The following is a 13,262-nucleotide window of genomic DNA, read 5'->3' as shown; positions in this document are numbered from 1 at the left end:
ATGGAGGTGTTCATGTGACAACTGTTTTTATCGATGCAGACGGATGCCCGGTTGTAAATGAAACCATTGCTGTATGCCAAGAGCTCGACATACAATGCGTCATTATTTGTGATACTGCACATGAAATCCACCGAGATGGAGCGAGTACGATCATCGTTTCAAAAGGGGCAGACGCAGTGGATTTCGTTTTAATTAATCGCGTAAAACGCGGTGATATTGTTGTGACACAAGATTATGGATTGGCAGCTATGGCTTTAGCCAAACAGGCATATGCCATCAACCAAAATGGACAATTATATACAGAAGAAAATATTGATCAGCTGCTTTATGCTCGGCATCAGGCTCAAAAAATTCGTCGTGCTGGCGGGCGTTTACCAGGACCGAAAAAGCGCTTGAAGGAACAAGACATCCAATTTACAGATAGTTTACGCCAACTTTGCTTAGCTATTATTGAATGAATTGGAATACAATCATGTATCGCCTTAAATCGTTGGAATTACCTTCAACTGCGGGAGGTGAAAAATGTCTAAAGTTGTTTCGGTTCATTCTTTAACAAGTCAGGTCATAAACTGCACAAAAAATTGAAAAGCCAGAAAGAAAAATACTTAAAGTTCTTTCGAAATGGAAAAATAGATACTAGAGACGTCTGCATGCCTTTAGAATGGTCTGCCTTTTGAATCCATACTTTCGAAGAACACAATCCGCATTATTGTGAACATGTTGTTGTCCTTGCTAAAGAAGCAATTGTCGGAGTTTGTAAAATGAAGAGTCCCTTCCGAAATGGACGGGATTTTTTCGTCTCAAGTACAGGCATTGCCACGCCACGTATCGCTGCTTTACTAATGAATGAGCTTCCTTTTGGTGCGCACTCCATTTGAGGGCTCGGCTGTGCAGGAGGTGTTGCGGGAGAAGAGGAGCTTCGACTAGTGCCGAACGTAACCCGACGTTTTTGCTGTATGTGTAGAGCTAAGCAGTATTTTTAGCTGCTAAACGATTGGATGCTCATTGTGCGGATTCCTGTTGAAGAACGACATGTCGTGAAGCAACGAATGACGAGGTATTCAATAAGTGCAAAAGCGAGTTAGTCGAAATCACCTGGCTAGCTCGCTTCATGTATTAAAAAACTTATTTAACTTTATCCTGTTTTTGTGGTAATAAAATGTCACGAAGAACTACATCATTCAAATGAGGGAGCTGCTTTTTTTCTAATTGCGTCAATCCGTACTTATCTGGATTTTCAAGAACTTCATAAAACTTTAAGATATGACATTAAATTTTCCGTCGGGTAATTTTTCATTCAACATGTTAATTGGTAGCAGTTGCAAGTTTGTAATACGTTTCTTTAGATTAGTATTAAATCTTTCATTTTTGTTTTTCAATATTACTTAAGATATAATAAAAACAGTTTAATCCATAAAGTAGAAGGGGATGCAATGATGACTTATATGTTGGTCCATGGACTTGGTCAAAATGCTACCAGCTGGCAAAAAGTCATAGACTACATGAAAATAGATTCCGAAAAGATAGTTTCACCTGACTTGTTTCAATTTATTGAAGCAGGAAAAATTGATTATCGTAATTTGTACCATAACTTTTTTGATTATTGCGAAAACCAAGATGGCTCTATTGATTTAGGTGGTCTTTCGTTAGGTGCAATTCTATCTTTAAACTATGCATTGGATCGTCCAGAGAAGGTAAATTCCCTTATTTTAATAAATACACAATATAAAATGCCCCAGTTTCTTCTTTCTGTACAAAACGTAATTTTTCAAGTGCTACCAAATTCCGTATTTAAAAAAATGGGATTACCCAAAAAGGATGCAATCCAATTAATGAAATCTATGAAAGAATTAGATTTCAGCATGAGGCTATCAGAAATATCCTGTAAAACACTTATTCTATGCGGGGAAAAAGATAAGCCAAATCGAAAAGCAGCAAAACAATTAAGCAATCTAATAATGGATGCAAAGTTGAAATTTATTCAAAACGCTGGTCATGAAGCAAATGTAGATAATCCTGAAGGTATGGCGAAAATAATTAAAAGTTTTTGGGTTGAAAATACATAAACTATAGCTTGAATACTGAATTATTCACAATAAAGTGTAAATTACGCTAACGAAATGTAGGGAGTGAACACTAATGAATATATTTCATTCTCGTTTTACTCCCGCTGTAAATTCTATCATAAAAGGTTATTCTCTAGAAGAGATTTCAAAGATTGCTTAGATGCACTATTAAATTCAGTAGCATGTAATGGCATGCAATAATGTATGCTTTTGTGTAGGGATACCATTATAGCTCATCACAAAATTAGTTTGGACGACAGATTGTAATGTTTCTTTCCATATTCAACATATGAACAGATAATTTGAAGCATAAAAGTCCAACTACAAGTAGCAGAATTGATACAAATAGGATTTCATTCCAATCCACAGACGTGGCTGGATTTTGAAAACGCCACTTTACATTTTTCCTAAAGATATTAAGTACTTCCATAGCTAATTTCTCCTTTCACCAATAATCTCAATATATCATCAAGAGTAGGTTCGATAATTTCTATTCAACTCAAAACTTATCTTTGGACGAAGTACATAATAATTTAAATCTGAAAAATTTAGTTGGCTATCATCGGAACGATCCTTAACAGTAACATATTCGACATAGTCTTTTGGAAGTAACAGTTCTTCAAGTTTTCCAGAATCTTGAATAACAGTAACAATAATTCTGATTATAATTTTTCTTGTAAAACGTTTAAGATTTGCTGGCGAATCTTGAAGTACTTTTTTACCGTCTTGATAAAACATATTGTGTCGCTTAACATATCAGCTTTTTCTAAATAATGGGTAGTAAGAAAAATGGTAACTTCTAACTCTTTTTTACAGTACATCGAAAAAATGTAGAATTCTAATGTTCTTTTTTCACCCATAGGGGTCCTGTTACATACCAAATAACACTCACAATAATGAATCCAGGTAATGCTTCGAAGGTGTTATGTGATTCTCCAGTCATAGTAAGTATCATATAAAAAACGCCCATAACAATTAGATAAATGAGTACAGCAAGTAGCCATTTTTTAAAGTGAAACATTTCATAGTGGTAATCTTTTTTCTTGTTTGTTTTAACTCTATTCATTTTATTATCCAACCATTTAATAATCGTTTTTCCAAATGCTATTGTTACACCTAAATAAATACCAGACAAACTATGACTATAAGAAAAAGGTTCACCCATTAATAGGGAGACAATATTAAAAATAATTAATAGCAAATCGTCTATTGGAATTAGTATTAGGAAAAAGTTCCCAAGCTTAGCATTTTTAATGATTGATCTGAAAAAGACACCCAGAATTGCAAAGACCCAGAATAAGATTTCACATATAATAATGAGAGTTAAAATGAGCATTTCAACTCCTCCAATCATCAAATTTCAATAATATTTGATTCATATAATTAAAAAATGTTTGATTAAAAGGAATGACTTTCGGCTCTTTTAACAAGCTTTCTTCTAATATATCGAAGTACTTTTTTTCTAAATGACGGTCACCATTAAATAATGGTGGAACGACCTGAATGTATTTTGCATATATTTGTTGTTCTAGCAAATCATTTGATTTTTCCATACCGCGCCGGATCATTTGTAGAAGTTCTTTCATATCTGAATGAATGTCAACAGGATTATCTAAATTAGGGAGATTCTTTAATATTTCTATTTCTTCTAAGCTAAAATCATCTGATGAAAAAGTGTTATCTTTATCTATGTCATTATGTGTTATATATTCGAGAAGTCTATGAATATCAAGAGACATCATTTTAGGGTTTATTTCTATCCCATTTTTTAGTCTTAATAGATTGTTCTTTCTATTCATTAATTTATCCATTTCTTCCTCTATAACTGAAATTTCTAAATCAATCGCATTTTCCAGATGCTTATTTGTATTCTCAGAATGAATATTTTCTAACATTATTTTGATTTGATCGAGACTCATGCCCATTTTTTTAAAATTTAGAATAATTTGCAAATCAATTAAATGAGCATTGTTATAATATCTGTAGTTTGTCATTGGATCAACATTGGGTAGAAGCAAACCAATCTCATGGTAATACCTCAATGTTCGCTGCGAAATATTAAATCTTTTGCTTACTTCTGAGATTGTATACAAAATAATCTCCTCCTCATAAACATCTTGACATTCACGTCAACGTGAATGTCAAGATGTTTATGAGGTGATTTTAATGGATAATAAACAAAAATTTTTTGTGCATTTGATAACATTTATAGTGGGGCATATTGTTCTAAATATCTTTATCAGATTGGAGAAAGTACCTAAAAGCCTTGAGAACATACAGCATATTTTCAAATCGAACAAAATATGGGTTTATTTTAGTGAAGTGAATATAACCATTATTGTTATTTGGTTAGTCATTTTAATAATAGATTTCTTTTTTGTATTTTTAAATCAAAAAAAACGTTAAAATTTGGCCCCATGTTTGAGGCCATGTTAAAGGGTGAGATGGACTGTTCATCCTGGACACGCTCCTTCCCCATGGTTCTGTCTTCGGGAGACTCTTATTGAATAGAAGAACGTGGCTACTCTAAAAAAAGTAAACCGGCTAACATATAATTCATTTAAGGTGTCCTTGTCATTTTTGATTTATATCTTCTATATATGAGGATAGCTGCCGGTGATAACTAGTAAGCTGTCAATTAATAATGTCATATAGATTGATGTTGCGGTATTGGGCAGCTGTTTTCCTCCTGTACCTTTATGATTCGTATGGTCAACCATCTTTTTATGATCATCCTTACGGCCGATTTGTCATCACTTGCTTTATCAGGAATTTTACCGACTTTGTTATCAGGTTTTACGGGTTGTTTACCGTCCTTTGAATTTTCAGGTTGGTCGGCAGTTCATTTCTGGGGTGTTTTATTAAGATTCGTATGAGTCTTTCATTTAGAAGTAGGGACGTAGATCCCGAACTACATCTTAAATCCAGATTTTCTTAAAATAAAAAATGTTGTAATGTATATAGTAGGAATAGCAACTAATAAATATAAAATTCCTTTAGGCATAAACATATTATAAAAGTAGAAGAATAATGTTGCCCAAATGCAAGTAATTAATAATCCAAGTGTTTTTTTCATATTGAAAATATGCCCTCCCGAAAATGATAATGATCAAATGCTTAGTAAATTATGACAGATTTAAATCGTGTTCATTGATTTATGTAGTTAACATATCTCTATATCGCCATTATTCTTCTTTTTATCTCTTTTATCAATCTGTTATGCCATATTTGTGCCTATGTCTAATCGTTTAATTCACTAGCTCCGCAAACTTCTGCTATCCATGCTAGCTTTGGATTCCCAAACTATCCATTGAAGTCGTTAGTTCGTTCATAATCAACATTAAGTTCTGATGAATCTGCAAGACGACGACTAATAAATACAATTCCACCTATTGCCAAAGTTGCAGTTAATACAGCTACTTTCTTTAATTAATATACTTTTTTATCCTCTGCCTTCAAACAGCAAAGGACGCTTATGCTCTATCCTCATTATGAAGTTTCACTTTATATGTTCAAAAGCCACCATCTTCGAGAAAAGAGCCATTAAACATATACTTGGAACACTTATGGAGCCTTTTACTGTAGAAGATGTCACTCTTTTGATCCGTTGTCATTTCGAAAAAACCGCCAATAAATAGAGTATGGAATAACGGAGCCAAGGAGTAAAAAATACTTATTCACAATGATATCCGCTTTTCCTTGTGCGTTAAAATGAATGGGAATGGCTTCAGGTAAAAACAAGCAAATAACAAATATAACGGCAGCAATTAGTATAAAAACGATGATATCTTTTAATGTCATCTTATATCCCAACCTTTTATTAAATAACTGCTGAGCGACAAGCTGTTTGATACATGAAGGTTGATGCGATGGTAATCACAATCGCTACTCCCCATAACAGAGGGAGGAGTGGAAAAGATACAAACCAATGAAGCAGAACAGGCAGAGCGACTGCTGCCATGCTGATTAAACTAGACGCAATCACCGGAAGGCTTTGCTTTACAATGATCATTTCATTATCCCAAGTGAAGTTCGGATGCTTTTTATTGAGAAAAAGACCGAGGATAACTGAAAATAGCGAATAGGCGATCGGAATAAGCAATGTGCTCACAGTTTGTAATGTATTCATTTGTATACGTGTCATCATAGCTATAATCACGAGACAATAGGCAACAGCATGTAATGTTAAATTAACCGCCAGTTTACTATTTAAAATCTATTTGGTGGAGATGGGTGAACTTTGTACGATCCAAATATGTTTACCTTCCAATGAAATAAAGAATGCAGCCGGGCAACTTAAGGAGAGCATAGCGGAAATAAGCACCGGAGCATATGTCGGGAGAAAACGATGGATATGATCCATACCGATAAATTTTCCTAACTGCTCTGGAGATAGGAGCAACAGAAAAATGCTAAAAAGAGACAATAGGATCACTCCAAGCCCAGCATTTAGTACGGCTGTATAAGAACTGAAAAATAGCGAGAAATCTTTGTGATAAAGTGCAACGAATGGAGATCTTTGTTTAATCACGTTTTTCTGCTTAGCCCTATATTTTGATGATGTGCTTGCCAGGTCGTTAAGTGCACTGTACCTCATGGAGACAAAATGGATAAAAAGGTAGAAGACAGCAGTCGATAGGGCGATAAAGATTCCTAAACGAATCGATACGTGAAAGCGCGCGTCATCTAGAAATAAAATGGCAGGAGGGTACAGTTTAGTAATTTGTCCCGCTAGCATAGCTCCAACATTTGCAATCCCTGCTTCCGATTGCAAAATAAAGACCGCCCCATATCCTACTACGCCAAGTGCGACAAAGGAAAATATCAGGGAGAACATGTTGCTATTTTTAAAATAAGAAGCGATGTATACGATGCATAATCCAAGCAAAGAAGCGATGCACATTGGAATGATTGGAACAAAAAATATGGAAATAACATAAAGCACCGTTTGCAACATGTCTAAAGGTGTGTGCATCATCCATACAATGCCACCTGAAGCCATAAATACAAAAGCAACCACGAAATGAAGGAGATACATCAATAAAAATTTACTGGTTATGATTTCACTGAATTTGACAGGTAATGCTAACAACATATCTAAATCACGACTTCCGAATAAAATGCCATTGGAACGAAGCACGGTTAAAATAAAAATAGCAAAGCTCGCTATCGAAACCATATAAGCAGGTATTAAATCCTGCTTTCCGAGTTGGACGAGGGCGAGTGCTGTCAACCAATTATAGATACAAAACAAAAGCACAAATGTGATGACACCAACAGCGGTAATGACCATTGTTTTCTTTTTCGTTCCAGATTGCTTGATCTCATTAAGCGCCAAATAGTTCGTGATTTGGGTTCGGAGCAGCAGATAGGCTCTACTCATGGGCTCTGTACCTCCATAAAAAAATCTTCCAACGATCGATTGCCTTTAACAGCTTCAGTAGGACCACTTGCTATCAACTTGCCGTTATGAATGATGGCAATTTTGTTACATAGTTTTTCTGCCACATCGAGAACATGCGTTGAAAAGAAAATAGCGCCACCGTTTGAAGCACATTCCTGCATCGCCTGTTTTAATAAATAAGAAGCTTTCGGATCAAGCCCAATAAATGGCTCATCTAAAATGAAGAGTTTGGGTGCATGAACCAAAGCAGCAATAATAGCAGTTCTTCGCCTCATCCCATGCGAATAGGAAGAGATAACATTCCCAAGGTTTGGCGTCATTTCAAATAAATCACTATATTTTTTAATCGCTTGTTTCCGCTTAGCGGTTGGAACGTGATATAGGTCCGCAATGAAATGAATATACTGGTATCCAGTCAGATGTTCATATAAATTTGTCTGATCGGGAATATACGCCATTTTGGATTTGCAAGTCAACGGGTCTTTTTGAATGCAATGGCCATCGATGAGGATTTCTCCTTGGTCAAAATGGTGAATGCCGACGACTGCTTTTATGGTAGTTGTTTTTCCTGAGCCATTGCCACCGATAAATCCAAAAATATCTCCCTTTTCGACAGATAGTGTTAATTGATCAACGGCTTTCTTATTGTTTTTATAGACCTTCGTGAGCTGGTTGATTTCTAAAATAGGCATAAATCGTGCTCCTTTCTTACTGACAATTTGTCAGTTGACTGGTAAAGAATACCCAATGGTAAAACACCATTGGTTTTCGAAATGACTGCAAAATATAACGTTTTATCGTATGAGAATATCGCCAAGCTTCATACACCAGTTAAAAGATCGTTGTTGTAGTGCCTAAGGCGCGCTCGAGTAAACTTTTGTATGCTTCATAATAAAGCAGTTTTTTTTCGTTCGACAACGTACTTGTATCAATAGAAACGAATACATAACCGTTGATGAGAAAAGAAGCTGTTTCCAACGGCCGGGCTACATGAAAAACGCCTTCCGAGATACCTTGCTCCATAATATGCCCCAAATAAGTGGTGAGTTTCTCAGAAACTTTATGAGCGAAACGATCCATTAAATAGCGATTTTGGTTCAAATCAACACTGTTTTGCAATGCAATCATGTCAGGAGTTGCGCTGTTTGGCTGTATGAGAGTAGCTTCTATAAAGGAGCGAATCTTTTCGATGGCCGATTTGTCGTCATAGGTGATTTTAAACAATCGTTCTATCATTGGTTCGGAATATCGTTCCACTAAACAATACAGTATATCTTCTTTGTCTTTGAAGTGGTAGTATAGCAAGCCTCGAGAGATATTGGCTTTGGTTATAATATCTTGTGTTGTAGTTTTTAAATATCCTTTTTTAACAAATAGGTGTAATGCAGCTTCCATGATTTCGGCCCTGCGAACTTCCGGATCTTTGACATCTCGCACACAATCACCTCTCTAATGGCGAGTATATACAACAACTGACACTTTGTCAATTCAATGTAGAGGCGGGTTACATCATTTCATCCCGCCAACGTTTTTATCACTGCCTTTTAACGACTTAATTATAAAAAAATGCTGAATGATAAAATACAAATATATGTGAATCGTTCCTTATATACAGATCAATGAACTGTCAAAAGTGATCAAAATAAGTAAGATCGCATTTCACTTCATTTAACTGTTAATCATTCCATTCACTTTGAAACCAGTTAATTATTGTTCATTCTTTTGTACAAAATATAGTGGTTACCATGGGCGTTCTATGTTATGAAAATCGTTTTAGTTGGTGTCGTATATTTACGGATGAAAAGAAGTAGCAAGTCGCATGATTATTTAGAAGGTTGGAAGAATCCGGAAAATGATAAGACAAGCGCATGTCCGTTCCGACCGCCTATTTTTACGAGAGCTTTACAAAAGTTCATATTAAAGTTTTCGCAGCTTGACTCCTTGCACGGAATGGTTCGGTCCTTTTTCCAAAATCAATTGCGCGCGCTGTTTGGTTGGCAAGATGTTAGAGACTAGGTTAAGCCCGTTGATTTCCCTCCAGATCCTCAGCGCCGTTTCTGTAGCTTCTTCGTCTTCAAGGGATGCGTAATGGTGGAAATAAGAGTTCGGGTTGCTAAACGCCGTTCGTTGCAGCACTTTAAACCGTTCGACATACCAACGGGCGATATCGTCTTCATCAGCATCGACATAAATGGAGAAGTCAAAAAGGTCCGACACAAACAGCTTAGGAATGTACTTGCCGTTTCGTTGTTCGGATTCGCCTGTTTGCAGTACGTTAAGCCCTTCGACGATGACAATATCCGGTTTGCGAATCGTTTGTACTTGACCCGGTACAATATCGTACGCCATGTGTGAATAAACCGGAGCCGCTACTTCAGGGCGTCCCGATTTAACGTCAGCCAAAAATCGAATCAGGCGTCGTATGTTGTAGCTTTCCGGAAAGCCTTTGCGTTTCATTAAACCGCGCTCTTCCAAGATGCGGTTCGGATATAAGAAGCCGTCCGTCGTTACGAGATCGACTTTAGGTGTATTCGGCCAGCGCGAAAGCAGCGCTTGTAAAATGCGGGCAGTCGTGCTTTTTCCAACAGCTACACTTCCGGCAATGCCGATGATGTACGGCACCTTCTCCGTCGGATGTCGTAAAAATGTTTTCGTTACTCGGTACGTATCTTGACTGCTAGCAACGTAAAGGTTTAACAATCTTGACAGAGGCAAATAAATTTCCGATACGTCTTCCAATGAGATTTGTTCGTTAATTCCCTTGAGCTTCACGAGCTCGTCCTCAGACAGCGGAAGCGGGGTCGAATTTCGTAATTGCCGCCACTCTTCACGTGTGAATGAGATGTACGGGGAAACATGTTCATTAACTAGCATACCTGGTTTCTCCTACTGTATTGTTTGTTTCTTCATTTTGACAAATTATGATGTTTTTTTCAATATCGAATTTGACTGCTTAAGAACCGTAAGGGTGAGGAATGCTTATGCATACGGGATGTGGTTAGACGTATGACCTGACACCTCCTGCAGACAATGAACGAAGCATGAGCTTTTTCAATTGATGGAAAGAAAAAATCCCGAAACTGCTTCCAGAAGAAAAATGCACCATCACCTTCTTTAAAATATCAGATGTAGAGGTTTGAGGAGAAAAATGGTTGACATTCCGCCTTCGTTTTTTTGAACATTCTTTGATTTATGGAAAAAATTCTTCTTTCGTTGAAAAACTGTAAAAGCAGTTTTGGCAAATCCCATCTTTTTGGTAACTGTTTATGGAAGTTTCTCGATATTTACCGTTGTTGTACGGGAAGAGAATTTTTGACTGGAGGAACAAAGTGACAGAACTTCCGAACCATTGGCGATATGGAATCCAAACGGCCCCCCATATCACCTCCCGCATGAAGAAAAGAAAATATATTAGAGTGCCAAAGAAGGGAAGTCATGATAAAAGTCAAGCAACTAAACCTAAACATGACCTTGCGACGCGCATATTTGAATGAACAGCGTAGAAGTAAGCAAAAGGAAATATCAAGCCCTTAGGATGTTCGCATTCCTTCATTAAATGGCGTGTCCATCAATGAGGGCAAAACAAGGTACAATTTATTTATAGTAGACTGATCTATCTTCGATAAGCAAATTGGAAAAGGTATTTTCACGAACTTTCATAAATCCTACATCTAAATGGCGGCCAGCAAGCGATAGCGCGTTAGCGAATCAAACGCGTCTATAATGATTCGAGAAGATCTTGACACGTACGCCATTAACAGGATTAGTGGGGAAAATGCTTATCCGCCGTTGTCATGGGGAAGATAATACGCATTGAATCAAAAAGGTGGCAGGGCAACACCTTTCCAAAATTTAAAACGTGCATCAGTTTGAAGTGAAGTCACCCTCTTGTCAACATGGAAACGTGGAATGCGCGGTTTGATAAGGGAGAAGTTTTGTCTATTAAAAAAATATATTGACCAAGACAGACAACGGTGGTACTATAACTCTGCTGGAGCAATCCGGTGAACTCAAAAAAAGAATTTCAAAATGAGTTGACAGCATTTTATATGCGTGTTATATTAATAAAGTCGCCTCTTGAGCGGCAAACGAAAGTTTGATCTTTGAAAACTGAACGAAACGAAACGTCAATCAATAATTGATTAGTCAGCTTTAATTATGAGCTAACCAAACTTTACATGAGAGTTTGATCCTGGCTCAGGACGAACGCTGGCGGCGTGCCTAATACATGCAAGTCGAGCGGACTAATAGGAGCTTGCTCCTTTTTAGTCAGCGGCGGACGGGTGAGTAACACGTGGGCAACCTGCCTGTAAGACTGGGATAACTCCGGGAAACCGGGGCTAATACCGGATAATTTCTTTTTCCGCATGGAGAAAGGATAAAAGACGGCTCTGCTGTCACTTACAGATGGGCCCGCGGCGCATTAGCTAGTTGGTGGGGTAACGGCCTACCAAGGCAACGATGCGTAGCCGACCTGAGAGGGTGATCGGCCACACTGGGACTGAGACACGGCCCAGACTCCTACGGGAGGCAGCAGTAGGGAATCTTCCGCAATGGACGCAAGTCTGACGGAGCAACGCCGCGTGAGTGATGAAGGTCTTCGGATCGTAAAACTCTGTTATCAGGGAAGAACCCGCATCGGAGTAACTGCCGGTGCGTTGACGGTACCTGACCAGAAAGCCACGGCTAACTACGTGCCAGCAGCCGCGGTAATACGTAGGTGGCAAGCGTTGTCCGGAATTATTGGGCGTAAAGCGCGCGCAGGCGGCTTCTTAAGTCTGATGTGAAAGCCCACGGCTCAACCGTGGAGGGTCATTGGAAACTGGGAGGCTTGAGTGCAGAAGAGGAGAGCGGAATTCCACGTGTAGCGGTGAAATGCGTAGAGATGTGGAGGAACACCAGTGGCGAAGGCGGCTCTCTGGTCTGTAACTGACGCTGAGGCGCGAAAGCGTGGGTAGCGAACAGGATTAGATACCCTGGTAGTCCACGCCGTAAACGATGAGTGCTAAGTGTTAGGGGGTTTCCGCCCCTTAGTGCTGCAGCAAACGCATTAAGCACTCCGCCTGGGGAGTACGGCCGCAAGGCTGAAACTCAAAGGAATTGACGGGGGCCCGCACAAGCGGTGGAGCATGTGGTTTAATTCGAAGCAACGCGAAGAACCTTACCAGGTCTTGACATCCCGATGCCCGCTTTAGAGATAAAGTTTTCCCTTCGGGGACATCGGTGACAGGTGGTGCATGGTTGTCGTCAGCTCGTGTCGTGAGATGTTGGGTTAAGTCCCGCAACGAGCGCAACCCTTGATCTTAGTTGCCAGCATTAAGTTGGGCACTCTAAGGTGACTGCCGGTGACAAACCGGAGGAAGGTGGGGATGACGTCAAATCATCATGCCCCTTATGACCTGGGCTACACACGTGCTACAATGGATGGTACAAAGGGCCGCGAGACCGCGAGGTGGAGCGAATCCCATAAAACCATTCTCAGTTCGGATTGCAGGCTGCAACTCGCCTGCATGAAGCCGGAATCGCTAGTAATCGCGGATCAGCATGCCGCGGTGAATACGTTCCCGGGCCTTGTACACACCGCCCGTCACACCACGAGAGTTTGTAACACCCGAAGTCGGTGGGGTAACCATTTGGAGCCAGCCGCCGAAGGTGGGACAGATGATTGGGGTGAAGTCGTAACAAGGTAGCCGTATCGGAAGGTGCGGCTGGATCACCTCCTTTCTAAGGATAATTGAAATGTGGAGGCGACTGCTCGGCAGGAGCCGCAACTGAACATTTCCAATAGATAC

11 protein-coding genes and 1 rRNA gene are annotated in these 13,262 nt (G+C 38.9%); 3 read left to right on the top strand and 9 right to left on the bottom strand.

Annotation, left to right across the window (positions count from 1 at the left end):
- Window positions 1-14 precede the first annotated feature (14 nt).
- Together MHB50_RS14300 and MHB50_RS14295 are read left to right on the top strand one after the other, a co-directional pair.
- Window positions 15-458 carry a YaiI/YqxD family protein gene (locus MHB50_RS14300; protein WP_077113020.1) on the top strand — a complete coding sequence of 148 codons (444 nt, stop codon included), beginning with the start codon at window positions 15-17 and terminating at the stop codon, window positions 456-458.
- Window positions 459-1,433: 975 nt separating this feature from the next.
- Complete coding sequence (locus tag MHB50_RS14295; RefSeq protein WP_340083997.1) at window positions 1,434-2,066, top strand: alpha/beta fold hydrolase; 633 nt, start codon at window positions 1,434-1,436, stop codon at window positions 2,064-2,066.
- A gap of 468 nt (window positions 2,067-2,534) precedes the next feature.
- Here MHB50_RS14295 and MHB50_RS14290 read toward each other — a convergent pair whose 3' ends face one another.
- The 9 genes from MHB50_RS14290 to coaA form a co-directional block, all read right to left on the bottom strand.
- Window positions 2,535-2,804 (bottom strand): hypothetical protein, encoded by a 270-nt coding sequence (locus tag MHB50_RS14290; RefSeq protein WP_340083995.1) that lies wholly within the window; start codon window positions 2,802-2,804, stop codon window positions 2,535-2,537.
- 100 nt (window positions 2,805-2,904) lie between these two features.
- Window positions 2,905-3,402, bottom strand: coding sequence for a hypothetical protein (locus MHB50_RS14285; protein WP_340083993.1), 498 nt, complete (start codon window positions 3,400-3,402; stop codon window positions 2,905-2,907).
- Window position 3,403: 1 nt separating this feature from the next.
- Window positions 3,404-4,159: a MerR family transcriptional regulator gene (locus MHB50_RS14280; protein ID WP_340083991.1), complete on the bottom strand. Its 756-nt coding sequence runs from the start codon at window positions 4,157-4,159 to the stop codon at window positions 3,404-3,406.
- Window positions 4,160-5,657: 1,498 nt separating this feature from the next.
- Window positions 5,658-5,867 (bottom strand): DUF1648 domain-containing protein, encoded by a 210-nt coding sequence (locus MHB50_RS14275; RefSeq protein ID WP_077113027.1) that lies wholly within the window; start codon window positions 5,865-5,867, stop codon window positions 5,658-5,660.
- 19 nt (window positions 5,868-5,886) lie between these two features.
- Window positions 5,887-6,195 carry a hypothetical protein gene (locus MHB50_RS14270; RefSeq protein WP_340083989.1) on the bottom strand — a complete coding sequence of 103 codons (309 nt, stop codon included), beginning with the start codon at window positions 6,193-6,195 and terminating at the stop codon, window positions 5,887-5,889.
- An 87-nt stretch (window positions 6,196-6,282) separates the two neighbouring features.
- Entirely contained in the window at window positions 6,283-7,449 is a 1,167-nt protein-coding gene (locus MHB50_RS14265; protein ID WP_340083986.1) for a hypothetical protein, read from the bottom strand.
- Window positions 7,446-8,156 (bottom strand): ABC transporter ATP-binding protein, encoded by a 711-nt coding sequence (locus MHB50_RS14260; RefSeq protein WP_340085345.1) that lies wholly within the window; start codon window positions 8,154-8,156, stop codon window positions 7,446-7,448. Before MHB50_RS14260 ends, MHB50_RS14265 begins: the two co-directional genes overlap by 4 nt.
- A 145-nt stretch (window positions 8,157-8,301) precedes the next feature.
- A complete protein-coding gene (locus MHB50_RS14255; protein ID WP_340083985.1) occupies window positions 8,302-8,907 on the bottom strand; it encodes a TetR/AcrR family transcriptional regulator in 606 nt (201 codons plus the stop codon).
- Between the two features lie 480 nt (window positions 8,908-9,387).
- Window positions 9,388-10,344, bottom strand: coding sequence for a type I pantothenate kinase (gene coaA, locus MHB50_RS14250; protein ID WP_339164417.1), 957 nt, complete (start codon window positions 10,342-10,344; stop codon window positions 9,388-9,390).
- 1,300 nt (window positions 10,345-11,644) lie between these two features.
- Between coaA and MHB50_RS14245 the strand changes: the two genes are divergently transcribed.
- Window positions 11,645-13,194 (top strand): 16S ribosomal RNA (locus tag MHB50_RS14245).
- Window positions 13,195-13,262: the final 68 nt, after the last annotated feature.

It is taken from the genome of Siminovitchia sp. FSL H7-0308, from assembly GCF_037980985.1.
GTDB classification, from domain to species: Bacteria; Bacillota; Bacilli; order Bacillales; family Bacillaceae_C; genus Siminovitchia; species Siminovitchia thermophila.
Note: the sequence above shows the minus strand (reverse complement) of the source record. Positions and strands in the feature narration are given on the sequence as shown.

Coding starts and splice junctions, on each gene's coding strand:
- MHB50_RS14290 (WP_340083995.1), bottom strand. CDS start 2,804: ATGTTTTATCAAGACGGTAAAAAAGTACTTCAAGATTCGCCAGCAAAT.
- MHB50_RS14285 (WP_340083993.1), bottom strand. CDS start 3,402: ATGCTCATTTTAACTCTCATTATTATATGTGAAATCTTATTCTGGGTC.
- coaA (WP_339164417.1), bottom strand. CDS start 10,344: ATGCTAGTTAATGAACATGTTTCCCCGTACATCTCATTCACACGTGAA.
- MHB50_RS14265 (WP_340083986.1), bottom strand. CDS start 7,449: ATGAGTAGAGCCTATCTGCTGCTCCGAACCCAAATCACGAACTATTTG.
- MHB50_RS14270 (WP_340083989.1), bottom strand. CDS start 6,195: ATGAATACATTACAAACTGTGAGCACATTGCTTATTCCGATCGCCTAT.
- MHB50_RS14295 (WP_340083997.1), top strand. CDS start 1,434: ATGATGACTTATATGTTGGTCCATGGACTTGGTCAAAATGCTACCAGC.
- MHB50_RS14275 (WP_077113027.1), bottom strand. CDS start 5,867: ATGACATTAAAAGATATCATCGTTTTTATACTAATTGCTGCCGTTATA.